Source organism: Desulfovibrio sp. JC010, from assembly GCF_010470675.1.
GTDB lineage: Bacteria > Desulfobacterota > Desulfovibrionia > Desulfovibrionales > Desulfovibrionaceae > Maridesulfovibrio.
The window spans coordinates 82103-108721 of record NZ_VOIQ01000016.1 but is presented as its reverse complement, the minus strand read 5'-3'; the positions used below and the strand labels follow the sequence as shown (position 1 = coordinate 108721).

The 26619-nt window shown below is 49.8% G+C and carries 24 protein-coding genes; 23 read left to right on the top strand and 1 reads right to left on the bottom strand.

The features are described 5' to 3' along the window. Window position 1: 1 nt before the first annotated feature. The 6 genes from uppS (at window position 2) to FMR86_RS17100 (ending at window position 5850) form a co-directional block, all read left to right on the top strand. On the top strand, window positions 2-697 hold the full coding sequence (uppS, locus tag FMR86_RS17125) for a polyprenyl diphosphate synthase (RefSeq protein ID WP_163352616.1): 696 nt from the start codon (window positions 2-4) through the stop codon (window positions 695-697). A gap of 257 nt (window positions 698-954) precedes the next feature. Next, window positions 955-2712, top strand: a complete 1758-nt coding sequence (locus tag FMR86_RS17120) for an SH3 domain-containing protein (RefSeq protein ID WP_163352615.1) — start codon at window positions 955-957, stop codon at window positions 2710-2712. Between the two features lie 24 nt (window positions 2713-2736). Next, window positions 2737-2955, top strand: coding sequence for a hypothetical protein (locus FMR86_RS17115; RefSeq protein ID WP_163352614.1), 219 nt, complete (start codon window positions 2737-2739; stop codon window positions 2953-2955). A 4-nt stretch (window positions 2956-2959) separates the two neighbouring features. Then, window positions 2960-4075 (top strand): hypothetical protein, encoded by a 1116-nt coding sequence (locus FMR86_RS17110; protein ID WP_163352613.1) that lies wholly within the window; start codon window positions 2960-2962, stop codon window positions 4073-4075. A 32-nt stretch (window positions 4076-4107) separates the two neighbouring features. After that, window positions 4108-4746 carry a hypothetical protein gene (locus tag FMR86_RS17105; RefSeq protein ID WP_163352612.1) on the top strand — a complete coding sequence of 213 codons (639 nt, stop codon included), beginning with the start codon at window positions 4108-4110 and terminating at the stop codon, window positions 4744-4746. A gap of 174 nt (window positions 4747-4920) precedes the next feature. Continuing rightward, window positions 4921-5850, top strand: a complete 930-nt coding sequence (locus tag FMR86_RS17100; protein ID WP_163352611.1) for a glycine betaine ABC transporter substrate-binding protein — start codon at window positions 4921-4923, stop codon at window positions 5848-5850. A gap of 96 nt (window positions 5851-5946) precedes the next feature. On the opposite strand, the gene FMR86_RS17095 is transcribed toward FMR86_RS17100, so the two are convergent. Next, complete coding sequence (locus FMR86_RS17095) at window positions 5947-7677, bottom strand: HD domain-containing phosphohydrolase (protein ID WP_373682497.1); 1731 nt, start codon at window positions 7675-7677, stop codon at window positions 5947-5949. Window positions 7678-8134: 457 nt separating this feature from the next. Between FMR86_RS17095 and FMR86_RS17090 the strand changes: the two genes are divergently transcribed. The 17 genes from FMR86_RS17090 to rpe all read left to right on the top strand — a co-directional run bounded on the left by FMR86_RS17090 (window position 8135) and on the right by rpe (window position 26496). Continuing rightward, window positions 8135-8938 carry a phosphatidate cytidylyltransferase gene (locus FMR86_RS17090; protein WP_163352609.1) on the top strand — a complete coding sequence of 268 codons (804 nt, stop codon included), beginning with the start codon at window positions 8135-8137 and terminating at the stop codon, window positions 8936-8938. Between the two features lie 39 nt (window positions 8939-8977). Beyond that, complete coding sequence (locus tag FMR86_RS17085) at window positions 8978-10180, top strand: 1-deoxy-D-xylulose-5-phosphate reductoisomerase (RefSeq protein WP_163352608.1); 1203 nt, start codon at window positions 8978-8980, stop codon at window positions 10178-10180. A gap of 9 nt (window positions 10181-10189) precedes the next feature. Next, complete coding sequence (gene rseP, locus FMR86_RS17080) at window positions 10190-11260, top strand: RIP metalloprotease RseP (RefSeq protein WP_163352607.1); 1071 nt, start codon at window positions 10190-10192, stop codon at window positions 11258-11260. Between the two features lie 11 nt (window positions 11261-11271). Continuing rightward, window positions 11272-12078 carry a tRNA (adenosine(37)-N6)-threonylcarbamoyltransferase complex dimerization subunit type 1 TsaB gene (gene tsaB, locus FMR86_RS17075; protein WP_163352606.1) on the top strand — a complete coding sequence of 269 codons (807 nt, stop codon included), beginning with the start codon at window positions 11272-11274 and terminating at the stop codon, window positions 12076-12078. A gap of 214 nt (window positions 12079-12292) precedes the next feature. After that, on the top strand, window positions 12293-13186 hold the full coding sequence (locus FMR86_RS17070) for a flagellin (protein ID WP_163352605.1): 894 nt from the start codon (window positions 12293-12295) through the stop codon (window positions 13184-13186). 199 nt (window positions 13187-13385) lie between these two features. After that, window positions 13386-15122 carry a flagellar filament capping protein FliD gene (gene fliD / locus FMR86_RS17065; protein WP_163352604.1) on the top strand — a complete coding sequence of 579 codons (1737 nt, stop codon included), beginning with the start codon at window positions 13386-13388 and terminating at the stop codon, window positions 15120-15122. A 104-nt stretch (window positions 15123-15226) separates the two neighbouring features. Beyond that, on the top strand, window positions 15227-15775 hold the full coding sequence (gene fliS / locus FMR86_RS17060; RefSeq protein ID WP_163352603.1) for a flagellar export chaperone FliS: 549 nt from the start codon (window positions 15227-15229) through the stop codon (window positions 15773-15775). 140 nt (window positions 15776-15915) lie between these two features. Then, on the top strand, window positions 15916-17001 hold the full coding sequence (locus tag FMR86_RS17055) for a glycosyltransferase family 4 protein (RefSeq protein ID WP_163352602.1): 1086 nt from the start codon (window positions 15916-15918) through the stop codon (window positions 16999-17001). Between the two features lie 3 nt (window positions 17002-17004). Continuing rightward, window positions 17005-18192: a glycosyltransferase gene (locus tag FMR86_RS17050; RefSeq protein WP_163352601.1), complete on the top strand. Its 1188-nt coding sequence runs from the start codon at window positions 17005-17007 to the stop codon at window positions 18190-18192. 87 nt (window positions 18193-18279) lie between these two features. Then, the gene (locus FMR86_RS17045) at window positions 18280-19341 is read left to right on the top strand and encodes a zinc-ribbon domain-containing protein (protein WP_163352600.1); all 1062 of its coding nucleotides are present in this window, start codon (window positions 18280-18282) and stop codon (window positions 19339-19341) included. A 16-nt stretch (window positions 19342-19357) separates the two neighbouring features. Continuing rightward, entirely contained in the window at window positions 19358-19693 is a 336-nt protein-coding gene (locus FMR86_RS17040; RefSeq protein ID WP_163352599.1) for a hypothetical protein, read from the top strand. A gap of 145 nt (window positions 19694-19838) precedes the next feature. Then, entirely contained in the window at window positions 19839-20993 is a 1155-nt protein-coding gene (locus tag FMR86_RS17035) for an OmpA family protein (RefSeq protein ID WP_163352598.1), read from the top strand. Window positions 20994-21434: 441 nt separating this feature from the next. Continuing rightward, window positions 21435-22619 (top strand): 12,18-didecarboxysiroheme deacetylase, encoded by a 1185-nt coding sequence (gene ahbC / locus FMR86_RS17030; protein WP_163352597.1) that lies wholly within the window; start codon window positions 21435-21437, stop codon window positions 22617-22619. 312 nt (window positions 22620-22931) lie between these two features. Further along, window positions 22932-23915, top strand: a complete 984-nt coding sequence (hemB, locus tag FMR86_RS17025) for a porphobilinogen synthase (RefSeq protein ID WP_163352596.1) — start codon at window positions 22932-22934, stop codon at window positions 23913-23915. 1 nt (window position 23916) lies between these two features. After that, entirely contained in the window at window positions 23917-25116 is a 1200-nt protein-coding gene (gene ahbD / locus FMR86_RS17020; RefSeq protein WP_163352595.1) for a heme b synthase, read from the top strand. A 244-nt stretch (window positions 25117-25360) separates the two neighbouring features. Then, window positions 25361-25825 (top strand): AsnC family transcriptional regulator, encoded by a 465-nt coding sequence (locus FMR86_RS17015; RefSeq protein ID WP_163352594.1) that lies wholly within the window; start codon window positions 25361-25363, stop codon window positions 25823-25825. Beyond that, window positions 25825-26496 (top strand): ribulose-phosphate 3-epimerase, encoded by a 672-nt coding sequence (gene rpe, locus FMR86_RS17010; protein ID WP_163352593.1) that lies wholly within the window; start codon window positions 25825-25827, stop codon window positions 26494-26496. Before FMR86_RS17015 ends, rpe begins: the two co-directional genes overlap by 1 nt. Window positions 26497-26619 lie beyond the last annotated feature (123 nt).

Here is a 26619-nt window from a genome sequence, read left to right as displayed (position 1 = left end):
CATGACGCCCCGACATATCGCCGTCATCATGGACGGCAATGGACGGTGGGCCAAATCGCGAGGACTAAAGCGAAGCGAAGGCCATAAGGCCGGGACCGAAGCTGCGAAAAACATCGTCACCAGATGCCGCGAACTCGGCGTTGAACACCTGACTCTGTATACCTTTTCCAAGGAAAACTGGGCCAGACCCAAAGACGAAATCGCAACACTATTCGATCTTCTGCAAGTCTTCCTGAAAAAAGAATTGTCCAGCCTGCGTGAGCAGGGTGTACGCCTGAAAATACTGGGGGAACTCTCTGAGTTCCCCTTCGGCGTAAGACAAGTTGTGGCCCACACCATAAAAAAAACGGAAAACTGCAAGTCCATGACCCTCAATCTGGCCCTGAACTATTCAGGCAGGGATGAACTGGTAAGGGCCTGCAGAAAAATGATTTCTGAAGGAATCAGTGAAGATAAGATTACCGAGGAAACCCTGTCCGGCTACCTGTACACTGCCGGGCAGCCCGACCCGGACCTGATCATCCGCACCAGCGGAGAGCAGCGTTTATCAAATTACCTGCTCTATCAGGCCGCATACTCGGAACTTTATTTCACCGATGTCTACTGGCCTGACTTCACCCCTGAAGAACTGGATAAAGCTCTGGCCGATTTTGCCGGACGCCAGCGTCGTTTCGGCAAGACCGGCGATCAGATTTAAATTTGCCTTAGCAATATCGTAAAAAATCCCGTGATGATTGATCTTCACGGGATTTTTTCTTTTACGCCGCGCCAACAAAATTCCTCCGCCCTGCGCGACATGCAAAAAATTCATTTTTTTATCGACAAAATAAGTTAAACTACTTTATTCTATTTAGAAAATATGCCATAAGCCGAGACTTGGTATGATTTTTATAATCTGTCAGCTATAGAAATCTTTAGGGCCAGTACATATACATGAATATAGGGAGGTATTTCATGTCATCAAGATTGGTATCATACGTTTTGGTATCTCTTGCGCTATGCCTGCTTGCAGCAGGATGCATTCCGCAGAAGAACAAACAGCAGAACAACGCAGTCAAAACTGCAGTGCGCACAGAAACAGTAGTCATCACACCCGTTGTTACAGGTAGATCACTCCTTAAAAGCAATGTCCGCGAAGTCTCGTCATCCAAAGCGGATATTGTTGATATTCTGGCCAGAAACACACAGGTGGAACTGGTCGGAAAGAACGGCAACTGGTACAAAATCAAACGTATGGACGGCAGCGGAAAGCCCGGCTTCGTCTACCACAAGCTGATCAATCTTGATTTCGGAAACTACCTCGGCACCAGAGGACGCAACAAAGAAAAAGCCGTTGTCTACGAAGCAGCCAGCAAGAAATCTCCCAGCGTCCGGATACTGCAGCCCCAGACCACCTTCGACATCATGGGTGTTGAAAACGATTTTTACCTGATCAAAGGTGAAGACTTTGAAGGTTATGCTTTCACCAAAGTATGTGTTGCCGACCCGCTGACCCCCATAGCCAAGACTGAAACAAGAACCTTTACCGCCAAAGTAGTACCGGAAGATTCCGGATCCACCAATATTGCAGCGGCAACGCCTGCAAAAAAGTTTGCCCCCAAGCCCAAAAAAGAAAAAATCAAAATCAGGACCAGCACCAAAACCAAGAAAAAAACAGTTAAAAAGAAAAGCAGCGGAGACAATCAGGCCGCGATGGCATTATTCGGTGCCTTTGCCCAGGCACTTATGGGTGGCGGACAGAAGAACATGCAGGCCGCCCAGCCCCAAAGCACCAACGACGCTCTTATCAATATCCTGAAAACATTGGACACAAGCAAGGAGTTGGCAAAAAAAACAGTTGAAATCAGAGAGCAGATGCTCGGCGCACTCAACGAGACCCGCGCCCTGCAATCTCTGGTGGGCAAAACTGTTTCCGCCATGAACCAGAACTACAAGGCCGCGGCAGATACAGCACGGGGTGTCAGCTCCACAGGCATGAAAAAGATCTCCATCAAGGCTTTCATCAAAGACCTTTCATACGAGCCCACCGACTCAATCGAAGGAGCGGCGGTAAAAATTGCCGAGAACGGCAGGATGCTCAAGGCTCTGGAAAGCCGGATAAAATCAGAAGCTGCTGATTTTTCACAGCTCAATGCAGCACAGCTTCAAAACCTCGACTCCATCATCAGTTCATTTTCCACCAATCTGCACGCATCCAATGCACTTTACGACATGAGCATGGACAAATCAGGCAATGTTATCCTGAGCATTGACCGGGCCATGAACTCATATGCTGAAAAAGGCGAACAGATGAGTGCGGAAGTTACCAAACAACTGACAATTATCGGCCTCTCCATTGCAGAACTGGTTGCACAGATAAGTAATGCCCAGAATAACCCCATCGGGGCAATAGCTGCACTTCCAAGGCTTATGGATACCATGGAACAATTTGAGAGCCTGCAAAGCCTTTTCAACGACTTTGAAGCCGACTTCAACTACATTGAAGGCAACTCGGCTGTAATCACAAAACAGGGCAAAGATATCAGCAGCATTATCATGACCGCACGCCGTAAAAACACGCAGGTCACCACCATGCTCGAATCTTATTACCAGCAAAAACTGACCTTAAGCAGCAGACTGAAAAAGAAGCTTGCCAGTCAGGCCGCATCCGGCTTTAAGCAGGTAGAAGAGAAAGCTTCCTCTGTTGCTCTGGCTGAAGACATGCTAGACTAAACAAAATTCAAAAGGAGTATACCAATGAAAAAAATACTGATGCTCATCATCTGCTCCATGCTGCTGCTCGGCTCCACCGGTTGTGCAAAAAAATTCCAGCATGCCCAGTCAGCCAAGACCACCATGCATGACGTAGGTGAATCAGCCGGGGACCTGAAAGATGAAACAGAAAGCTCCAAGCATAAAACAGAAGACATCAAGGATCAGGAAGCCCAAGATAATATTCAGGGACACCAGTGGTAAAAATATGGTCCGCTTATTGTGCATAATTCCGGTTCTACTGGCCATGCTGCTTTGTCCCGCATGGTCCGAGGCGAAGGAGCTTTATATCATTCCATCCGCCATCGGCAAGGTGCGCAATAAAGAAAAGGACCGCCACAAGGCAGAGCTTGAAACAATCCTCAAAGACAAGCAGTTCAAAAAAGCCCTGCGCAAAGGGGTGCTTGGATTTCTAAAGCGCGCTGCAGCTAAAAACGAGGGTGTGAACATAAAACGGGCCGGATTCAACACCAAATTCGATCCCGAATCCATCCTCGTCCCCCTGCTATTTGTGGACAATGTGATTTCATTTGTGGACGAATACGGATCAGCTGAACAGCGACTGTATAAGGGGCGGGTCTATATCGGCCTGAACTTCCTGCTTTTTCAGGCCGCAACGGAATCTTTGGTATACTCTGCCCCCATGCTGATCTCAGTTCCCTATCTTGATAAAACCCCAAGCTTCAGCCTGAACCCGCTTGCCGGGCAGATAAGGGCCGCCATTGTCGGTTTTTTCACTGACAAAAAACGACTTAAACCGGGTGCCCAGAACGAGCTGGGCAAATGCCTTGCCGATCTCGACTACCTGTTTTCCACAAAAACGTGCGAAATAAAACAAATCGAGCTTTCCAAAGGTACGCAAAAACGTATCGAAAACCACGCCAAATATAAATCACTGGCCCAGATGCTTGCGTCGCAGGCTCTCTCTGAAGAGAACCTTGTGCTCCCGCCAAAATCGCGCGGGCCTGCGTTCAGACGCGGACTGCATGCAGCGGTATCCATGTTCGGCGTATCATTCCAGCAGGGGGCGGATAAATCCGGATTTTCCGAACGAGATAATGTCTACCAGACCACCATGCGTTTGCCCAAACCGCAGGTAGTCTACAAGCTGATAATCAAGACCGGAACCAAGGACAACGACCTCGGTGCATTTATCGAACGCAACTACACCACAGCAGCCATCCTGCAAGGCGGCGGCAAGGTTGTAAAATGCATCAAGGGTGTGACCGCCACTATTGCCAAGCGGCATACCAAGGTTTCGGATGTAAATCTGTACAACAGCCTGATCAACTCCCTGAGTGATCTGAACCAGTGTAAAAGGTAAAACAGGACCATAGCGGTCAAGACGGAGGCAAAATGAAAATATCAAGAATCCTGCTTTGTGCGCTGATCAGCTCCCTGCTGTTACTCTCCTTTGCCGCCAGCGGAGTATGCGGAAGCAAAGACGGGTACAAAATTTATAAGAAAACCGGAAAACCCACCATTGTCTTTTCACTGGTGCCGCGCATCAAAGGGGAAAACCTTTCCCCGCAGGAATGCGAAAACCTGATCCGCAACCTGAATAAATCTTTGCAGCAGGAATTCAACGAAGCCGGGTTTGAGACCCACCGCGACCGCATGATCACCGGATTCCTGCTCGACTCCTGCAAGAGGTCATATGCCACCTCACAGCAGACCGTAACCGAAGACGAAATCATTTCCATCGCCCGTGACAACTACATCGATTACGTGGTCATAGGTGCATCGGAAGTGGACATTGAATATGATGAGGATTACGAACAGTACTCCGCACTGGTGGACATCAACGGCGACTTCCTCGGCGTTGAATTCGATCCGCCCACCTCATACGCCCTGAACCTGACCGGGGAATACATGCACCCCAAAAAGGACCGCCTCATCAAGCTGGCTGTAATCGATATCGCACGTAAAATTGCCCGCTTACGCACCATTGACACCGTACTGACACATTGGCAGGAAAATAATAAGAAAAGATAATCCGACATCACGATTTCAGAATCAATCAAAGAGGCCCGTCATATTATTTATGACGGGCCTTGATTTTTACTTTAAATCCACATATACAAACACGTTGCAGGACCATATTCTTTGTTCTTGCATCTATTTTACTTTCATAAAACCCAGAACACCATAACCCAATTGGAGGATCCAATGAAATCTTGTATTATCAAGATTACCCTTTTTTTATGTATTGCGACATTCATTCCCGCATTTGCATCTGCTGATACAAAAATTAAATTCGGAGTTCCACCGTGGCCCGGAGTAACAGTCAAAACCAATGTTGTAGTACAGTTGCTTTCCGCCATGGGCTATGAAAGTGAAATGCTCGAAGTCGGCCCGCCTATTATTTACAAAAGCATGAGCCAGAACGACATGGACGTGTTCCTTGCAGGCTGGACACCGCAACAGAACCCCATGCTTGATCCTCTGGTAGAAAAAGGAGAGGCCGTAAAAGTACGCACCAACCTCAGCGATGCGTTGATCGGAATGTGTGTTTCCAAACAGGCATGGGACGGCGGAGTTAAGTCCGTTGGAGATCTCAATAAACATGCCGCAAAATTTGACAAAACAATCTATGACATTGAGCCTGGATCAGGAATGCACACCGCCATGAGCAAGATGATTGCAAACAATGTGGGCCAGCTTGGCGAATGGGAACATGTAGGCACCACCACACCGGTAATGCTTGCAGAAGCAGGCAACCGAATCAAAGCGGACAAATGGGTTGTTTTCGGCTGCTGGAAACCTCACTGGATGGCAGTGCGCATGGACATTAAATTCCTCAACCCCATTCCCGGAACAGAAGACTTGATCAGCGCAAGCGATGTCTATACCGTGACCCGTGCAGGATTTGTAAAACAGTACCCTCAAATCCAAAAACTCCTTGAAAACTTTGTTATCTCTTCACAGACCCAGAGCGAATGGATCAACGAACACGGATACAAAAACAAGGAAGCTGCAGACGTAGCCTCCGAATGGATTGCTAACAATCTTGACACAGTAAAAACATGGCTTGAAGGCGTAAAAACCGCAGACGGTAAAGACGCCTTTAAAGCGGTCAAAGCCAAATACAGCAAATAGTTCCAACTATTTGAACAACAAAAAGGGAATGCCGCTCAAACGGCATTCCCTTTTTGTATTGTTATTGTCGGATTTTTATTGTCCGAGACAGAATTCTTATTCTTCTTCAATCTGCGAAGGATCAAGCTCGGCCTTGGCGTAATCCATGTACAGACCGGATTCGATGAACAGGCTACATACATCCTCGTCAATGTGCTTGTCCTTGACCATAAACCCTAAAATCTTAATCGCCTGCGAAAGCTTCATGGGCTTTTTGTAAGGCCGGTCCTTTGCGGTCAGGGCTTCAAAAATATCGGCAACTGCCATAATTCTGGCCTGCAGAGGCAATTCTTCCCCGCCAAGTCCGTTGGGATAGCCGGAGCCGTCCAGCTTCTCATGGTGCCCGGCAGCGTATTCGGGCACACGGGAAAGCCGCTTGGGAAAAGGCAACCGGGAGAGCATCTCATGGGTGATTGCCGCATGACTTTCAATTACCGTGCGTTCTTTATCGGTCAGAGTCCCTTTACGGATGCAGAGATTCTTGACTTCATCATCTGTCAACCAGTTGAATGTCTCCCCATTACTCTCATAGGTCCGGGACGCGATATCAGTCACCCGCTCAATGCGTTCATCGGTCATAAACTCTTTTGGGATGTTGCAGGAATTGATAAACAGCCTGTCTTCTTCCAACTGCTCCAGTTCAACCGCATAGCGCATCTCTATTTCCATGACCTTTGAAGGGTCAACGCCGTTTGAAAGTGCGGCCACAGTTTCTTCCAGCTGTCTGTTTTTGATGATCTCGGCAATAAGCCTGAAACGGGCATCCACCAGCTCAGCACGGTCGAAAATTGTTTCCAGCTTTGTGGATTTATCCACCACATGCTCCGGGATGGAAATCTTGCCCACATCGTGCATCCATGCGGCAAGCTTCAATTCCTCAAGCTCGTCTTCAGTAAAGCAGGTTTCCGCGTATTTACCCTCTTTCAAGCAATTGACCTTATCAGCAATCATCATAGTGATGGTCACTACACGCTCAATGTGACCGTTGGTATAAGGGGACTTGGCATCAATGGCTGCGGCAATACTCTGGATGACCGAATAGAGCAGATCCTTCAATCCCTGAATGAGCTGGGCGTTGGTCAGGGCAATGGCGGCCTGTGAGGCCAGTGAACCCACAATATCCACCACATCCGGTGAAAATTCGATAATCTCACCATCTTCATCCAGGGCGTTCAAGAGCTGCAAAACCCCGATAATATCCTGCTCGTGGTTTTTCAGGGCCAGCACCAGCATGGATTTGGAACGGTATCCGGTGGCAGCGTCATATTTACGCGGTCCGGTAAAATCAAAACCCTCGGCTTCATACACATCGGCAATATTAATGGTTTCACCGGTCAGCCCGCAATAGGATGAAACATTAGATTTATTGGGTGTATTTCCGGAGGAGTACAGAGGAACGGGAGGCAGGGTGATCTCGTTTCCGCTGGTACCGCCCATGCGTACCTGCATGGTATCATTCTGAAGGATTGAAAATTCAAGCTTACGGCCTTCGCGGTCAACCACGTACAGGGTTCCGGCGTCTGCCCGGGTTAGAACCCTTGCCTCGTCAACGATCATTTCCAGCAAACGCTCCAGACGCGTTTCCCCGGAAAGAGCAAGGCCGATCTCGGTCAAACGCTCCACGAGATCATCTTTGGAACCGAGATCACGCTCAAGTGCCGCTTCCATTTCACTGCACAAACTGCGCACAACGCTCTGATATTCAGTTCCCTGAAAACCGCTCACAGCACCCTCAAGAACTTTCTTCAGTTCCCGCGCCCTTAAATCTGTTGCACCTTTCCGCGACACCATCCCCTCCAAAACAAGTATAATTTCCGAATTATATTTTTGAATATAGCTTAAATCATCAATACAAGTATAAGACAATCTTGGCAAACTTAATATCAATCACAATAACAACTTGCCTGCACTAACTCTATTTACCTGTCCATATTCATAACACAAAGAAGCCTTAGCTAAAACCTTCTCGCAATATTCTTAAAAAATATTATTCAAATTCAGCCTGAATCAGCTGTGACAGAATTAATATGGAAAAATAACTGTCAACAGCTTGCCCGCCACCTATTAATGAATTATAAAAATGGAGTTTTTTGCACGATTAACATTATAATCTGCCCGTAATCGGTACTGACTTTTTACTGTTTGCGAAGAACAGGCATCCCCATTGAGCGGAAAGAGCCTGCTTCCAAATGAGTATACATATATTTTAATTGCATTTTTTGTGGAAATTTTAACCGAGGACTTCATGCCCTTAAGCAGCCTTCAAAAAAGAATCATCACCTCCCTGCTCTTAATAGCAGCCCTTGCCACAGCCCTGATCATGGGCGGACACGTTTTAACAGGCGGGCTGGCTGTTTTCTGCACCATCGCCCTCTATGAATTTTACGCCATGTTCTGGCAGGACAGTTCCCACCTTGCTTCACGGGTTGTAGGTCTGACCGCCGGAGCGGGAATAATCCTGACCTCCGCTGCAGTCTCCCCGGTCTGGATGCTCCTGATCATGCTGGGTGCATTCTGGTTGTTCAATTTCCGGTTCCTGCTCTCATACAGCGCCAAACCGGACCGGGCTACTTACGTTGACAGCCTGATCCTTTTCGCCGGGTTGGTATACATCCCGGTAACCATGCAGTTCATGACCTCCATGAACAGCTGGGAAATACTTTTTGTGCTCCTTGCGGCATCATCGTCTGACACTGCCGCCTTTTATGCCGGAACATTTTTCGGCAAGAGAAAAATCTGGCCCCAGATCAGCCCCAAGAAATCATGGGCCGGATCAATCGGCGGATTTTCAGGTTGCATTATCTGCTGCACCGTATACGGATATTTTTTCGGACACGCCCCGGTCCTGTACTGGATAGTCCTTGCAGCAATGCTCAACATAGGCTCGCAGATGGGTGACTTTTTCGAATCAGCACTCAAGCGCAAACTTCAAATCAAAGATTCCGGCAAAATACTTCCCGGACACGGCGGGGTGCTGGACCGCATCGACAGCCTCGTGCTTGCCCTGCCCATCTACGTTCTGGCAAGACAGATTCACGCTTTCTTTTAAACCGGACTACGAGTCCATAAACACGACGGATAAACAGAGTTGCAAACATATATTTCCCCCTGGCCGGCAGAAGCAAAACTCCCGGAATTCCCCAGATCAGTTTCCATACTGGGCAGCACCGGCTCTATCGGAACCAGCACCCTCAAAGTAATTGAGCAGCATCCGGACCTCTTCAAGGTAACCGCCCTTGCAGGAGCCAGAAATGCCAAGCTGCTGGCCGAGCAGGCCATCAAGCACCGCCCGCAGTATCTCGCGGTACTCAATGACGAAGCCGCAGCAGAACTGAAAAGCCTGCTCCCGGCCGACTACAAGCCGGAAATCCTGACCGGCCCCGCAGCCTACATCACCCTTTCCGAGCTGGATGAAGTATCAATGGTGCTTTCTTCCATTGTCGGAGCCGCAGGCTTTGAACCGACCCTCGCTGCAGCCCAAAAAGGAAAGATGATCGCCCTCGCCAACAAGGAATCCCTTGTGCTCGGCGGCCACATCATCCGTGATGCCTGCCAGCGCACCGGAGCAACAATCCTCCCTGTAGATTCTGAACACAATGCTCTTTTCCAGGGACTGGCCGGACATGGCGGCGATGAAGTCAGCAGGTTGATCCTGACCGCTTCCGGCGGGCCGTTCCGGGGCAAATCCAAAGAATTTCTTGAAACCGTAACCCGCGATCAGGCACTGGCCCATCCCAACTGGGACATGGGCGCGAAAATCAGTATTGATTCCGCGACCCTCATGAACAAAGGGCTGGAATTCATTGAAGCCTGCCATCTCTACGGGTTGCCGCCGGAACAGGTGGACGTGGTGGTCCATCCGCAATCCATCATCCATTCGCTGGTGGAATATGTGGACGGCTCCCAGCTCGCGCATCTGGGCGTACCGGACATGCAGATTCCCATTGCTTTCTGCATGTGCTTCCCGCAACGCGTACCTCTTGAACTGAAGCAGCTCAACCTTGCTGAAGTAGGCACGCTGACCTTTGAGAAGCCGGACCTTGAAGTATTCCCCTGCCTGAAACATGCAGCGGATTCTTTTGCAGCCGGACAGAGCCATCCCATTGTACTCAACGCGGCAAACGAAGTTGCAGTAGATCTTTTCCTGAAAGAAAAAATCCGCTTTCTGGATATTCCGGCCATCATCGGCAAAGCACTGGAAGCCCATGCCGGGTGTGATGTCAGCGAAGCTGATGCTGTTCTGGAACTGGATATTAAAACCAGACGGGACGTCATGGACGCCATCGTCTAAGGAACTATTATGTCTTGGATTGTTGACTTTATTATAGTCCTCGGCGGACTGATTTTCTTCCACGAGCTCGGCCACTTCCTTGCGGCGCGCATGCTCGGCATCGGAGTAAAAACCTTTTCGCTGGGCTTCGGTCCGAGGCTGGCTGGCTTCACCTGGGGAGCCACCAACTACCGTCTTTCGCTGGTTCCCCTCGGCGGCTACGTAAGCCTTGCCGGAGAAGAACGGGATATGAACGAAGACAACGGGTTCAGCGAGAAAGAACTTTTCATGAACCGTCCGCCGTGGCACCGCATGATCGTGGTTGCCGCAGGTCCCATTTTCAACTTCGTGCTCGCGTGGATTATCTTCTGGGGGATCATCATCAGTCACGGACAGATGGGAATGGCTCCCACTGTCGGACAGCTGCAGCCGGGCAGCCCGGCTTTGCAGGCCGGGATTGAAGTAGGAGATAAGGTTCTTTCCATTGAAGGGCACAAAATTGTCTTCTGGACCGACCTTGCCGAAACCATTCAATCCAGTCAGTCCGACACCCTTGATTTCGTTATCGAAAGAGACGGCAGCACCAAAGCAATCTCAATTAAACCGCAGGTTCAGGAGCTCAAGAATATCTTCGGGGAAACCATCCGCAGACCGGTTGTGGGCATCGTTGCCTCAGGCGACTCCAAAACCGTTGAAATGGACGGAATGGACGGAGCTGTGGCTGCTGCGGAACAGACCTGGGACGTGACCAAACTGATCTGCACCAGCATCGTAAAAATGGTTGAACGGGTCGTGCCCATGGATTCCATCGGCGGTCCGATCATGATTGCGCAGGCCATCAAACAACAGTCTGAACGCGGACTGCTCGAGCTGCTTAGTTTCACAGCTTTCATCAGCATCAACCTCGGACTGCTCAACCTGCTGCCCATCCCGGTTCTTGACGGTGGGCACCTGCTGTTTTTCAGTCTTGAAACAATCCTTCGCAAACCCCTTAATGAAAAGCTTCAGGCCGCTGCCAGCCGCGTAGGACTCCTGCTGCTGCTCTGCCTGATGGCCTTTGCAATTTTCAACGACATTGTAAGAACATTGAGCACTAAATAAGTGTAACTCCGATGAACTCATCTATAGAAGAAAAAGAAGATATCCTGCTGGCCATCAACGGTACAGAAGAGACTTTACAGATAGTCATCGCCAAACGGGATGACGCGGACGAGCCATACTCCCTGCTGGAAGCCAAAACCCTTGTTGTACCAGGACGCTCGGTCAACTTCCTGGTCCCTACCATTCACGATTCCCTGAAAATGTTCGGATATGATGCCGGGTATATTTCCCGGATTGCCCTTGCAGCAGGACCGGGAAGTTTTACCGGCCTGCGCCTGACCTTTGCCGCTGCCGCCGGAATCTCCGCCGGTAACGGCTGCCCGGTCAGTGCTTTGGAATATCTGCCCATTCTTGCCAGAGGAGCGGCTGTTGTAAGCAGACTGCCAGTATGGGCGGTTACCCATTCCAGACGAATGCAGGTATACGTTCAGGGCTTCGCACCCATCAATGAAGAAGGAAGCCTGACGCCACTGACGCCCCCTCTTCCGGTTTCCGTTCATGAGGCGGCTGAAGTTATTGTTTCCCACAGGCAGGAAAAAGCAGTGCTTGTCGGAAGCGGTCTACTGAAAAACAAAGCATTCTTTGACGAATTTCTGGCCGGAAATCCACAATACTCAGCCATGCCGGAAAGGTTCAACGTTCCCGCTGTGCATGACATACTGCAAGCTGCAGAAAAAGCTGAATATTCAACTGAAATGCCTATCCCCATGTACCTGCGCGGTTCGGACGCTGAAGAAAACCTCGAGACCATCATCGGCAAACGGGGAATATCCCTTAAAGCTGCACGGGATAAGCTGAAGGACATAACGCCGCGCTAATCATTTTTTATAAAAATTAATATTACAGAAAGGGATCTCCATAAACGGAGGTCCCTTTTTTTATTCAAAAAACAAAAAAAAATCACCAACCCTAAAGTTATCTATGTTTCAGACGATCAGGTAGTCACGAAGGACCAGTTTCGCTTTGTGAACCGAAGTTCCAAGGCAATGTTTTTGGCAAGGAAGCCAAAGATCACATTTCAAGGAGGAAAACATGTCTTTAGTAATTAACCACAACTTGATGGCTATGAATGCCAACCGCAACTTGGCGGAATCGTATGGTAACCTCGGTGTATCAACCCGTCGCCTGTCTTCAGGTCTTCGTGTTGGAACCGCGGCTGACGATGCTGCAGGTCTCGCAATTCGCGAACTTATGCGCGCGGACATTAAGTCACTCAACCAGGGTATCCGTAACGCCAACGATGCAATTTCAATGATCCAGACCGCTGACGGCGCTCTCGGTGTTATTGATGAAAAGCTCATTCGTATGAAGGAACTTGCAACTCAGGCATCAACCGGTACCTACAACTCTGACCAGCGTCTGATCATCGACTCCGAATATCAGGCCATGGCTTCAGAAATCACCCGTATTGCTAACGCAACTGACTTTAACGGTATTCACCTGCTCAATGGTAACATGTCCGGTGAAAACTCTGCCCACAGCGGGGCCGCTCTCAGCTCGACTGGTCCTGTAAAGGTTCACTTCGGTACCGCTAACGACAGCGCAGAGGACTACTACTATGTTTCCATCGGCACTTCTACTGCTTCGGCCCTCGGTGTCGGTGCAGGTGCAGCAAGTAACGACGGAAAGAGCATCTCGACTCAGGAACTGGCACAGAAGTCTTTGGACGCTCTGAACAACGCGATCATCTCCAAGGATAAGATCCGCGCTAACCTCGGTGCCCTGCAGAACAGGCTGGAAAACACCATTACCAACCTGTCCATCCAGGCAGAAAACGTTCAGGCTGCGGAGTCCCAGATCTCCGACGTTGACGTTGCAACTGAAATGACCGAGTTCACCCGCAACCAGATCCTGACCCAGTCCGCAGTAGCTATGCTCTCGCAGGCTAACAGCATGCCCAGAATGGCTATGCAGCTCATCGGTTAATAACCTGAAAGCAGCATGAAACATTCTGACTAAGTCAGACCAATGTGAACAGCCGGGTCGGTTTTGCCGGCCCGGCTTTCATATTAGTACAAAACAAAGAACCATTAACACCATCTTAACCCGGCATTAATATTTGGCATCCTGATTGCATCGGATGAGGTGAGAATAGAACCAGGGAAAAAAATTCCCGGAGAAATTTATGTCTGATTACACCTCAGGAAATATCAACTTTACCGGTCTCGGCTCTGGAACAGACTTCCAGCAGCTCATTGACGGACTTATCAAGCTTGAACGAACCCATATCAACAGGCTCGAAAGCTGGAAAAGCTCGTGGAGCGATAAGGTTGAAAAATTTCAGGAACTGAATACCGCCCTGCTCGGTCTGCAGACTACGCTCAAGTCCATGGATACACTTGATGAATTCATGACTAAGACCGTATCCAGCACAAATTCAGACATAGCAACTGCCACAGCATCCGCTGAGGCAGACGTCACCGCTCACTCTCTGGAAGTACATCAGCTGGCCAAAAATGATATTATCGTAGGACTTGGTGGCACTGCTGAGGCAAGTGACGTTTATTTCTCTGCTGCCGGATCATTTACCTTTTATTACGACGGTGACAAAATCACGCTCAGTAACATTCCTGCCGGGACCACCATGCAAGGTTTTGTTAATATGATTAACAACCATGCGGACAGCCGGGATAAAATCAGAGCTGCAACCCTCGACGACGGCGGCGTTGTCCATTTGCAAATTTACGGGTTGGATCTTGGTGCAAGCCACCAGATAGTATTAAGCAGTATTCATGGATCAATTTTTGATGAAACGACATATTACCGCTCTCAGGATGCCCAGAACGCCCAGATCAAAGTAGACGGCTATCCATATCTTCCAAATTATTGGATTGAACGGGAGTCAAACACTATTGACGATGTTATTCCGGGCGTGACCTTAAACCTGAAGCAGGCAATGGCTTCCGGGGCAAGTATGAATATCGGTGTAACAACTGATAAGGACGGGATGGTCGAGAACGTCCAGAAATTTGTTGATCAGGTCAATACTGTCCGGCAGATGATCAAGGACCTGACGGACGTCACAACCTCTTCCGATTCAGCTAAAGGTTCAATTCTGACCGGTAACTACGGTGTTGAACTTCTGGTCGGGCAAAGACTGAAGGAAGTAGTAGCCAACAAAGGTATCGGCTTTTCATGGTTTTATGAAGACCCATCCACGGGCAACACCTCCGGAGACAGGTATTCATCTCTCGCACAGCTGGGCATTAAAACAAATGCCGACAGCGGCGGTGCCAATATGGGCTTGCTTGAACTCGATACTGAGGAGTTAACAAAAGCCCTTAATGATGATCCCATGGCCGTAGCTAAACTGTTTTCCGCCAACTACCTTGGTGAATCCGACTCACCGAACCTGACATACTTATCCCACATCAACGGCACAACCAAAGCCGGGGAATACAATGTTCGATACGAAGTTTCCGGCGGCGTGCTTACCAAGGCATGGATTAACGGCGAACCTGCATCAGTGGATTCGACCACATGGCAGATAACCGGTGCCTCAGGTTCTTCTGCTTCCGGTATGGCCATCCGTGTTGAAAACAAGACTGACGGAGTATACGGCAGCTCCAACACAGATGATCCCAATGCAATGCACATCAATCTGAAGCTTGGAAAAATTGGGGAAATGGTCGAAATCCTTGGTGAAATCACCAGCCAAGACGGCCCGCTCGAAATTCTTCAGGATAACTACGATACGATCATGAAGAATATCGATAAAAAAATTGAATCTGAAGAAGATCGAATTGATCTGAAAAAACAAATGTTGACTGAAAAGTATGCCCGACTGGACGCACTGCTCGGTAACTATCAGGGAATTCAGGCCCAGTTGGCTTCAAGCATCAACGGGCTTAACAGTAATTAATGTAAAGTAAATCCAAACTTAATATAAATTAAGAATAAAAATTCAAAAATCCTCTAAGGTTTTCAAAAAGGACTGCCGATCAGTAAGTCAGGAGGAGCAAATATATGCAAAAAGCCGCTCAAGCTTATCTTTCAACTCAGGTCCATACCACTTCAAAGGGAGAACTTCTCCTTATGCTTTATGATGCTGCGATCAAATTCATGAAGCAGGCCAAGGTCAAGATTGACGAAAGGGATTACGCCGCCAAGGGTATCCTTATCTCCAAAGCCATTGAAGTTATCTCTGAATTGACTTCCAGCCTGAACAAGGAAAAAGGTGGAGAGCTGGCCGAAAACCTCAGCCAACTTTACATCTTCTGCAACACCAGACTTCTGCAGGCTAACCTGAAAATGGACACCGAAAAGCTTGACGAAGTGATCAAGATCATCGACGGCATTGCTTCCGCTTACCGGGAAATCATCCCCACAGAAGAAGCGCAGGCCGCAGTGCCCCTGCAGACCACAGCCAGTGCAAATGCAGGAAGCGTAAACGTAAACCGCAGCTTTGCAAATGATTCACGCTTCAGCATGCCCCAAGCTGCACCGCAGAATATGCCCGCTCCCAATTCCATGCGGCTGAAAAAAGCTGCCAATGCATACGGCGGCGGAGCGTAAGACAAAACCGGAATTTGCTCCAAGCTTAACTAACTGAACAGCCCCTGCTTTACGGCAGGGGCTGTTTTACATTGACCAGACCAACACACCATTAAGTATATTCTTTACTTAGAGCGTCCTATCTGTCATTTATTTCAATCATGAAAGCTAACAGAATCAGGGTACTTCAAATCTCCCCGTCTCTGGGGCTGGGCGGCACGGAAAAGGTAATGCAGTCCTTTGCCGTCAATCTGGATAAAAAACAATTCCATACAGCTGTCTACTCTTCATCTGACGGTCCGCGAGGAAAACTTCTTCGCAAACAGGGAATCCCTACTTTCATAGGACCGGACCTGTTCTCCATTCTGACAAAATTCCGGCCCCATGTAGCCCACATCCATCGCGCAGGCTGGACCGAGCCGGGATCACTGCGCCCCTTCAAGCTGGCCCGGACTACTGTATTGGTGGAAACAAATGTATTCGGGCACCACGATCCCAGCCCGGAAGCAGACCTGATTGACCGCCACCTCTTTGTCTCCCACTTTTGCGCAAAGAGATTCGAAAAAGTAAATTCTATCCCGGCAGTCAAACCGAAATTCTCAGTACTCTACAACCCGGTAGATACTGACTTGTTCCGCGACAACTGCCCGGCAGACCGGAAGTTTCCCCAAAGCAGTTTCGGAAGGATTTCCCGGGCGGACAAAGGGAAATGGTCCAACCTGGCCCTTGATTTTCTGCCCATCCTGAAAACACTGGTTGAGAAAAAGGAACTGCCACCTTTCAACTACCAGATAATAGGCGGAATCCCGGAAGCGAAACAATTCGTTGCAGACAACAATCTGCAAAAATACGTAAATTTCCTATCGCCGGTTTTGACGGACAATGAAATTGCCGAATTTCTCAACTCCATCTCATTTCTGGTGCACGCCAATGACACCGGGGAATCTTTCGGACTGGTCATTGCCGAAGCCATGGCCGCAGGACTTCCGGTCATCACCCACCCCAGCCGGGATTTACGGGATAATGCCCAATTGGAGCTTGTCGATCATGGAGAAACCGGCCTTATTGCCAGCAACGCAGATGAGTACGCGCAGGCAGTTAATTTCCTGCTGAGCAATCCACAGGAAGCCCGCCGCATGGGCGAAAAGGGACGGACAAAAGCAGCAGAACTTTTCCGTGCTCAGGACATTGCCGCCAAGCTGGGCTGTATTTATCTGGAACTGCTCAAAACAAAAAATATTATCTAAGCCATGGACCATATTTTCAGCACCTACTCGCAACAAATTCTGGCCTATCACCTTTCCGGGCAAAAACAGGAAGATTTGACCCCGGACGCCGGAGATTCGGATGAACAAGCGAAAAAACACCTCCGCTTTACACAGCGGCGCAATGCGGGAACCGTAATTCTCTTCGGTGCGGGAGATGGTAAGCTTGCCGAAGCCATTGCGGAGATGAAATTGCCGGATCAGGAACTGCTGCTGTGTGATCTTTACCCGGAACAGGTCAGGAGACTACATGCAGAAAACTGCATCGACTTTTCAAAACAATCCAATTGCACCCTGCTGACCGACTCTTCCTTATGGGCTATCCTGCTCCTGCTCATCCAGAACGGCTATTCCACGGAGGACTGCCACCTGATCCTCAATCCCGCACTGGAAGGCGAAAGCAAGAAAAATCACCAGAACCTGCAAAAACTTTTTTCCGGGACAAGACAGATTGAGCAACCTGAAACAATCAGCGGATCAATTTCCGCGGGTGCCATTCTCAGCCCGGATGAACCGGAACTGGAAGAGTTCATCCGCAATTTTCCCGACTGGATTGATGAAATTGTGCTGGTCTGGGATTGCGCAGAAAACGACCACGCTCCGAAATTGAGCGGATTCCATGAAGCAGAAATCATCAACATCCGCCAGCCCCTGAACGCTGATTTTTCTGCACAACGCAACCGCATGCTTGAGCATTGTTCCGGCGACTGGGTAATCTATATGGATGCGGACGAAAGACTGGACGCTGACAGTTGGGAGAAAATCAGACGTATACCTTCAATAGAAAACTGCAACGGCTGGTATCTGCCCCGCATGACCTTTTACCCGGACAACAAACACAGTCGCATCGGCTACGGCTTGTGGCCGGATCTGCAACTCAGGCTCTTTAAAAACACACAAGACCTTAAATTCGTAAATAAAATCCACGAACAGCTGACCGGAATCAAAGGGCCGTCCGGCATTCTTCCGCACTGCCCGATTCAGCACCTGACCCACATTTTAAAAAGCAGGGAAAAAATCGAATCCAAACTGAAAAATTTCAACAACTCCACCGAAGGCAGATTCAGCCATCGGCTGGGGAATGATTTTCCACATATCCCCAAGGAATTGCTTAGCCCCCGAAAAGACAGAAGAGTCGGCCCCCTGCTGCTTCCGGACATCAATCTGTCATGATGTTCATGCACAATTGGCATTGCCTAACAGTATAAAATTTATTAGGTCTGACCAAACTATTCAGACAAACTGCTTCAAGGATTTAATATGAAAGTTACTTGTCCCGAGTGTAATTTCAGCAGTGAAATTCCGGAAGATAAAATCCCGGCCACTGCCCAGTTGGCAACATGCCCGAAATGTCAGGCTAAATTTAAATTCAGAGACTTTGAAGTGGAACCAGATCCCGTGCCGGGACTGGATCCGCAGGAAATCAGCCACGCCAAACCCGAAGAAGAATACGGGGATGCGGCGGCTTATGTTCAGCAGCATGCCAATGATGAGCATGCTCCAGCAGAACACGGATACGAACAGCCTGCTCCATTCGATGAACAGTTCGGTGACCGGGAAGCCGCTCAAGGTGAACCAGCGCGGGAAGAGTCTGTTCAGGAAGAAAAATCAGATATCTGGCAGCGTCTTGATTCAATGAAGCCCGAAGAGGACATTCATGATGAAGAGCATGCATACGCTGCCGAGTCGCCGGACGGCGGTAATGAGGTTCCGTTTGAAAATCTGGAAAAATACGGTTTCTTTCCCGGCCTTTTCCTGACCATCAAACAGATCATCCTTTCCCCGGCAATTTTTTTCAAGGATATGCCGCTCAAGGGGCTTTTGATGCCTCTATTTTTCTTCGTCATGATGGCCGAATTTCAGGAAATCTGTAATTTCGTCTGGGGTATGACCGGACTGGTCGGTTCCATGGGCCCCGAAGTGGGCCAATTCATGGATGATTCCATGATTGCCAGCTCCCTGCAAGACGGAACAGTCTCAGCTTTATTCTCGCTACTGCTTTATCCGCTGGTGCTGGCCGCACTCAGCTTTCCGTTCATAGGCGTGACCCACGTCCTGCTCATGATATTCGGAGCCGGAGACCGCGGCTTTCAGGCAACTTTCAGGGCTACGACTTACTCATACGCCCCCATGGTTTTATGCATTATCCCTCTTGTAGGCGATATGGTAGGTGCGCTGATCAGCATGGCAATTTCCATCATCGCGTACAAAAACATCCACAATACGACATACATGCGGGTTGTGCTTTCAATGGTGATGCCTATTGTGTTACTATTGGTTATTCTGGGCTTTTACATGCAGTTCAATCAGCCCACAATCTAGCTGACCGGGGATATATATGTTTGGATGGATTAAAGGAAAGATGGACAATGCCAAGGAGCGCATCCGCATTGCCAAAGAAATCAACCCCCGCACATTCAGGGACATGGCCCGGGAGATAACCGCTCTGGCCGATGCCTGTTCGCAGGTCTGTTCGCCGGAAAGCGAACTGCTGCAAAGAGTGGAAAAGATAAAAGGCGAAATGGATCAGCTCACCGAATTGACCCATCAGCCGGAATTCAAAAAACTCTCTGTTCAACGCAAAATGGAACTGCGCCAGAGCCTGATCCAATCACGGGAACAAATACTGGAATCCATGCAGGCGGCACCATCTCCAACCAAGCTGATACAATAAAAAAACCAAGGGCGGTTCTTCATATGAGGAACCGCCCTTTTTACTTAACAGCACCTTTACGGCATAAATATTGCTGATATACTAGCACCTGTAGTATGGTCAATTTTCAGACACTATCAATAAAACCAAAGCCCCGGTTAACAACATGAAAAAATATCTACTTATCATTCTGCTGGCTCTTTCGGCCTGCACCCATTTCGAACCGCAGATCGCCACCCAATCCGTGTATTATCAGGACGCCGAAGTATCCCTGTCACAGCTCATGGTTTACTCAAGGCCGGACAAGCCCCATTACGGACCGCTATCCGCGCTTTTTTACCCCTTTCATGTAACCCAGACCATGTACAAAGGCAGCGACTGGGGTCAGCGGGTAGCTAAAGGAGTCTGGCAGAACTGGACCAGCCTGCAGATTTTCCCGTCCATGGTTTATGATGAAAGCCTGACCTACCGGGGACTTGATGAAGCTCTTTTCACCGCCCGGTCAAGGGGCTACGACCTGCTGGTGGTGGGAGTTGTTCCCTACCTCTATTTAGGGCACACCATGGACGATTCCGCCCTGACCATTCAGGTCCGGATCTATGAAACCAAACGAGGTCAGATGGTCTGCTCCTTTGAACAAAGCGGGCGCATTGAAAAGAAAATGGATGATGATTTTATCTTTGTGAAACGTGAGCACCGCATGCCTGATTCAGCTTTCTACAAAATTATTCAGGCAATTGCTCAGGATATGGCCGTACCGCTCACTTCATGGGCCCGTTATGAAAAAACAAATCAGGGCATGGTAGCCGGGTTGATGCCGAACATGGTTGAAATGCAGGCTCCACAGCAGAACGGACAGCCTTTGCAGAAAAAAAACATGACTCCGGACAATCAATCCGTTGCATCTAAGCCAGCCAAGCAACAGGCAGCCCCGGCAGCCGCTCCTGCGCAAAATTCCAAAGCTAAAGCCAAACCACGTTCCATCAACCTCGCGGTGCAATTTGACGTGGATTCATCCGAAATCAAGCCGGAATCATACACCCTGCTTAACGAACTGGGTAAAGCGCTCATCAGCGATAACCTTAAGAACAAAAGAGTCATCATCGGCGGCCATACTGATTCCGATGCATCACCTGAATACAACACCAAACTCAGCAAGGAACGGGCGGAGGCGGTCAAAAAATATCTGACCGACAACTTCCCCATTGCGCCGCAACGCATCGGCACAACAGGATTCGGCGAATCCAATCCGCTGGTGCCCAATACAAGCAAGTACAATAAGCTGCTGAACAGGCGGGTTCAGGTTTCTATTGCGCCTTAAGATTTGATGCCTCCGGCGGCTGGGGAAGGGGAAACTTTTGCAAAAGTTTCCCCTTCCCCAGACCCCATCCCCTTCAAAACCTTTTAGTTGGCTTCGCCGCTTCGTATCAACAGGCGTTTCAGCGGTTAAGCTGCCACCTCATTGCAAAACACACCTAACAGGGAGGTCTTTCAACTCCAAAGCCCTTCAATTGATAACTAATCTCAACTATTTAATCATATTTTTCAAATAGTTAAATTAGACTGCACAACCTCCCAATTAGCCCTTTTCCCCCGCCTTCATTTGTGTTACTTCAAAACTCGCTCTCTCGTTACGCATAACCGATTGATTTTCCCGGTTGACGGTCCATAAGCAGTAATTATTATTACTTCACAACACGGGAAAACATCGTCAAAACTGATAGCCTGGCGCGTGATACGCAGCTAGGGAGGATTTTTATAAATGATTGGTATTTCTAAACTTTACTGTGGCGCGGTAGAATCTTCCGATGCCCTGCGCTACGGACGTGAGTCCGGCAAACTGCCTTCTCATCTTCTGCAGTTTTCCAAAGACAAGAAGCCTGTTGTTGTCTGGAACATGACCAGACGTTGCAACCTGAAATGTGTTCACTGTTACGCACAGGCTGTTGACCCTGATGGTCAGGATGAAATTTCCACCTCAAAAGCAAAAGAGATCATCGACGATCTCGCAGCATTCGGCGCGCCCGTAATGCTCTTTTCCGGCGGCGAACCGCTGGTCCGCAAAGACCTCGTTGAGCTGGCAAGCTACGCCACCAGCAAGGGCATGCGTGCGGTTATCTCCACCAACGGCACCCTGATCACCAAGGAAAAAGCACGCGAACTGAAGGAAGTCGGCCTTTCCTACGTAGGTATCTCCATTGACGGTACCGAAGAGACCCACGACAAATTCCGCGGCGTTCCCGGTTCTTACAAAAAAGCTCTTGAAGCTGTTGAGAACTGTAAAGCCGAAGGTCTGAAAGTCGGTCTGCGTTTCACCATCAACAAACGCAACTGGACTGAAGTTCCTTCCGTATTTCAGGTTCTCAAAGACCTCGAAGTTCCCAGAGCATGTTTCTACCATCTGGTATACTCCGGTCGTGGTTCCGAACTGATCAAAGAAGATCTGACCCACGCTGAAAGCCGCCAGCTGCTTGACTTGATCATGGACGAGACCAAGGCTCTCTACGATGCAGGCATGCCTAAAGAAATCCTCACCGTTGATAACCATGCTGACGGTGTTTACGTTTACCAGCGTCTGCTGAAAGAAGATCCCGCACGCGCCAAGGAAGTGCTCGAACTGCTGCAGTTCAACGAAGGCAACAACTCCGGTCGCGGTATCGGTTGTATCTCCTGGGACGGTCAGGTTCACGCCGACCAGTTCTGGCGCAACCACACCTTCGGCAACGTTCTGGAACGTCCCTTCTCCGAAATCTGGATGGACGAGAACATAGAGCTGCTGCACAAACTCAAAGACAAGAAAAAATACGTTGGCGGACGCTGCGCAGAATGTCGTTACCTGAACATCTGCGGCGGTAACTTCCGTGCCCGCGCTGAAGCATACCACGGCGACATCTGGGCAGAAGATCCGGCTTGTTACCTCACCGATGAGGAAATCAAGAAGGACTAGGCCCGCCTGTTTTGATAAACGTTTCAAGACGGTCGTCCTGTCGACGATAAAGATTATTAAATCCCGGCGGGCCACTAGGTCTGCCGGGATTTATTTATTTTGATGCGCTTCGCGCTATTGATAAAATGATTTCGCCTCCGGCGGCCAAAGGGGATAATCCCCTTTGGAATCCTTAAGGGTTTTAATTGCCGAGGCTATAACAGACTTCATATCGCTAACAAGGCGAAGCCCTAATAAAAGTTTTTGGAGAGTCCAGAGAACCTTTTTTCAAAAAGGTTCTCTGGTCCCCGAAGGGCCGCCGGAGGCATTCACATGGTATTCGATTTTCATAGGGGACGCAGACTCAGACGTACCCCGGTTATTCGTGATCTGGTGCGCGAAACAACCCTTTCCGCCAATGATCTGATGATGCCCTACTTCGTCTATGAAACAGACGATGAAAATTTCAAAAAAGAAGTTTCCTCCATGCCCGGCCAGTTTCAGCTCAGCCTGAAACAGCTGGAAATCAAAGTGGAAGAAGCTGTTGCAAACGGTCTGAAAAGCCTGATCCTCTTCGGCATCCCCGCTGAAAAGGACCCCGCAGGCACTCAGGCTTATGCTGAGGACGGCATTGTACAGCAGGCCGTGCGCATGCTGAAAAAACGCTGGCCCGAACTGCTGGTCTGTACTGATGTATGTCTGTGTGAATTCACTTCCCACGGCCATTGCGGACTGGTTAAGGACGAGACCATCTTGAACGATGCGACCCTCGACCTGCTGGCAAAAACAGCCCTCTCCCACGCCAAGGCAGGCGCGGACATGGTTGCACCTTCGGATATGATGGACGGACGTGTTGCCGCCATCCGGGAAATTCTGGATGAAAACGGCTACGAAGACCTGCCGCTCATGTCCTATTCCGTAAAATACGCTTCCGGCTACTACGGTCCTTTCCGCGAGGCAGCGGAAGGCGCACCTCAGTTCGGCGACCGCAAAACCTACCAGATGGACCCGGCAAACGCCCGTGAAGGACTGCGTGAAGCAGCGGCGGACGTGATTGAAGGCGCGGACATACTCATGGTAAAGCCTGCCGGACCCTACATGGACATCATCCGCCAGACACGCGATAATTTCGACCTGCCGGTTGCGGCTTATCAGGTCAGCGGTGAATATTCCATGATCAAGGCTGCGGCAATTAACGGCTGGGTGGATGAAGAATCAGTGGTCTGGGAATCCCTCATAGGCCTGAAGCGTGCCGGAGCAGACCTGATCCTTACCTACTTCACTGAAGACGTACTCAAAAGACTGAGCGAGAAATAATATGAGCGATAAAAAAATGACAGCCGGGCATCCCGGCGGTGGACACCCGGGCGGTCACCCCGGCGGCAAACCGGGACACCCCGGTGGCGGACATCCCGGAGGTCATCCGGGCGTGCATCCCATCCCGCAGAAAAACGCTGACGGCTCCCCGCCGCTGCGTCTGATTGCATGGGAAATCACCCGCTCCTGCAACCTTGCCTGCAAGCACTGTAGAGCCGAAGCACACCCCGAACCTTATCCGGGCGAGCTTTCCACCGAGGAAGCAAAAGCGCTTATCGATACTTTTCCCGAAACCGGGGACCCGATCATCATCTTCACCGGCGGCGAACCGCTGCTGCGCCACGATGTTTTCGAACTGGTATCTTATGCCAATGACAAAGGTCTGCGCTGCGTAATGGCTCCCAACGGAACCCTGCTCACTGCGGAAAATTCCGTTCAGCTTAAGGAAGTGGGCATCCAGCGTTGCTCCATCTCCATTGATGCTGCCAAAGCTGAATACCACGATGAATTTCGCGGTGAAGTGGGCGCGTTCGATCAGGCCATGCAGGGCATTCAGTACCTGAAAGACGCCGGAATCGAATTCCAGATCAACACCACCGTGACCCGCAACAACCTGCACATGTTCAAGGATATTTTCAAGCTCGCTAAAGATCTTGGAGCGTCCGCATGGCACATTTTCCTGCTGGTACCCACTGGACGTGCTGCCGAACTGGGGGCGGAAGTTATTTCCGCCGAAGAATACGAAGAGGTCCTCAACTGGTTCTACGATTTCCAGAAGACCACCGACATGCAACTTAAGGCCACCTGTGCTCCGCACTACCACCGCATCCTGCGCCAGCGGGCCAAGGAAGAAGGTATCCCGGTCAATTTTGAAAACTTCGGACTTGATGCGGTCAGCCGCGGCTGTCTCGGCGGCGTAGGCTTCTGCTTTATTTCCCATCGCGGTCAAGTGCAGCCCTGCGGCTACCTCGACCTCGATTGCGGCAACGTACGCGAGATTCCCTTCCCGGAAATCTGGGCCAAATCCCCGCAGTTCCTGAACCTGCGCAACCCCGACACCTACGACGGCAAGTGCGGTCACTGCGAATACGAAAAAGTCTGCGGCGGTTGCCGCGCGCGTGCCCAGACCATGGAAGGCAGCTATCTCGGACCTGAGCCGCTCTGTTCCTACGAGCCGAAGAAAAAGCCTAAAAAGGCTTAAGAAAGCCTCCGGCGGCCCTGCCGGGAGCCTTAAACCCTTTGAAAAGGGTTTAAGAATCCCAAACTTTTTTAATATGGCTTCGCCGCTGGAGACATTAAGAGAAAATAATTTGTTCTAATTAGTGATGACAATTAACCTATTTAAACTAATAGGGATTCCAAAGGGGATTATCCCCTTTGGCCGCCGGAGGCGAAATCAAATCGTCAAAAGCGCGAAGCGCATCAAAAATTTGAAAGGATAAAATATGGACGCAGTAGATAAAGACATTCTCGGCATCATCCAGTCCGGATTCCCCATTGCGCCCCGCCCTTACGAGGAGATCGGGAAAATGGTCGGTGTATCCGAAGACGAAGCCCTTTCACGGGTCAACGTTCTGCGCGAAGACGGTGTCATCCGCCGCGTGGGTGCGAACTTCGGTTCCCGTGAACTGGGCTGGCATTCTACTCTTTGCGCCGCCAGCGTGCCTGAAGAAAAAATGGAAGAATTCGTGGCCGAGGTTAACCGCCACAAAGGCGTGACCCACAACTACCTGCGTGAAAACGACTTCAACATCTGGTTTACCTTCATCGGGCCGGACAAGGAGACCGTGAAAGGAACTCTCGATGCAATCACCGAGAGAACCGGAATCCGCGTTCTCTATCTGCCCGCCACCAAAATGTTCAAGATCAAGGTTGATTTTGACATGAAGGAAGACAAGGAGAAAAAATAATGGCAGCCAAGGAAACAATAATTTCCCCGTCCCTGCTTTCCTGTGATTTCAGCCGTCTGGCCGATGAACTGAAAGCCCTGGAAGAAGCGGGCCTCAAATGGGCTCACCTTGACGTAATGGACGGAAAATTCGTGCCCAACATCACTTTCGGGCCTCCGGTTATCAAATCCATGCGCAAAGAATGCAACCTGTTCTTTGACTGCCATCTCATGATCGAGCAGCCTGAACGTTACATCGATGAATTCTGCGATGCCGGGGCAGACCTGCTCTGCATCCATGCCGAATCCACCGTGCACCTTGAGCGCGCTGTAGCCGCAATAGCTGAAAAAGGTGTAAAGCCCGCAATCGCGCTGAACCCGGCCACCCCGCTGGAATCCATCAAATACCTGATCCCGCAGCTGCACATGGTGCTGATCATGTCCGTTAACCCCGGTTTCGGCGGTCAGAAGTACATCCCCTTCTGTACCCAGAAGGTACGTGACCTGCGCAAGATGATCGATGACATGGGTGCCGACACCCTCATCCAGCTGGACGGCGGCGTAACCATGGAAAATTGTCGCGAACTTGTTGAAGCAGGCGCGGATGTGCTTGTTTCCGGTTCAGCATTCTTCAAATATCCGCCCTACGCAGAGCGTCACAAGATGTTTCTGGAGACCTGCGCTGGGAAATAAAATGCCTCCGGCGGCCCTTCGGGGACCAAAGAAACTTTTTGAAAAAAGTTTCTCTGGACTCTTCAAAAACTTTTAATGGGGCTTCGCCGTGTAGGTTGGCAAAATCGTATGAGATAAAGAAAC

Coding starts and splice junctions, on each gene's coding strand:
- FMR86_RS17100 (WP_163352611.1), top strand. CDS start 4,921: ATGAAATCTTGTATTATCAAGATTACCCTTTTTTTATGTATTGCGACA.
- fliD (WP_163352604.1), top strand. CDS start 13,386: ATGTCTGATTACACCTCAGGAAATATCAACTTTACCGGTCTCGGCTCT.
- FMR86_RS17105 (WP_163352612.1), top strand. CDS start 4,108: ATGAAAATATCAAGAATCCTGCTTTGTGCGCTGATCAGCTCCCTGCTG.
- fliS (WP_163352603.1), top strand. CDS start 15,227: ATGCAAAAAGCCGCTCAAGCTTATCTTTCAACTCAGGTCCATACCACT.
- FMR86_RS17015 (WP_163352594.1), top strand. CDS start 25,361: ATGGACGCAGTAGATAAAGACATTCTCGGCATCATCCAGTCCGGATTC.
- FMR86_RS17050 (WP_163352601.1), top strand. CDS start 17,005: ATGGACCATATTTTCAGCACCTACTCGCAACAAATTCTGGCCTATCAC.
- rseP (WP_163352607.1), top strand. CDS start 10,190: ATGTCTTGGATTGTTGACTTTATTATAGTCCTCGGCGGACTGATTTTC.
- ahbD (WP_163352595.1), top strand. CDS start 23,917: ATGAGCGATAAAAAAATGACAGCCGGGCATCCCGGCGGTGGACACCCG.
- FMR86_RS17055 (WP_163352602.1), top strand. CDS start 15,916: ATGAAAGCTAACAGAATCAGGGTACTTCAAATCTCCCCGTCTCTGGGG.
- uppS (WP_163352616.1), top strand. CDS start 2: ATGACGCCCCGACATATCGCCGTCATCATGGACGGCAATGGACGGTGG.
- FMR86_RS17035 (WP_163352598.1), top strand. CDS start 19,839: ATGAAAAAATATCTACTTATCATTCTGCTGGCTCTTTCGGCCTGCACC.
- hemB (WP_163352596.1), top strand. CDS start 22,932: ATGGTATTCGATTTTCATAGGGGACGCAGACTCAGACGTACCCCGGTT.
- FMR86_RS17045 (WP_163352600.1), top strand. CDS start 18,280: ATGAAAGTTACTTGTCCCGAGTGTAATTTCAGCAGTGAAATTCCGGAA.
- FMR86_RS17090 (WP_163352609.1), top strand. CDS start 8,135: ATGCCCTTAAGCAGCCTTCAAAAAAGAATCATCACCTCCCTGCTCTTA.
- FMR86_RS17070 (WP_163352605.1), top strand. CDS start 12,293: ATGTCTTTAGTAATTAACCACAACTTGATGGCTATGAATGCCAACCGC.
- tsaB (WP_163352606.1), top strand. CDS start 11,272: ATGAACTCATCTATAGAAGAAAAAGAAGATATCCTGCTGGCCATCAAC.
- FMR86_RS17040 (WP_163352599.1), top strand. CDS start 19,358: ATGTTTGGATGGATTAAAGGAAAGATGGACAATGCCAAGGAGCGCATC.
- FMR86_RS17115 (WP_163352614.1), top strand. CDS start 2,737: ATGAAAAAAATACTGATGCTCATCATCTGCTCCATGCTGCTGCTCGGC.
- FMR86_RS17110 (WP_163352613.1), top strand. CDS start 2,960: ATGGTCCGCTTATTGTGCATAATTCCGGTTCTACTGGCCATGCTGCTT.
- ahbC (WP_163352597.1), top strand. CDS start 21,435: ATGATTGGTATTTCTAAACTTTACTGTGGCGCGGTAGAATCTTCCGAT.
- rpe (WP_163352593.1), top strand. CDS start 25,825: ATGGCAGCCAAGGAAACAATAATTTCCCCGTCCCTGCTTTCCTGTGAT.
- FMR86_RS17120 (WP_163352615.1), top strand. CDS start 955: ATGTCATCAAGATTGGTATCATACGTTTTGGTATCTCTTGCGCTATGC.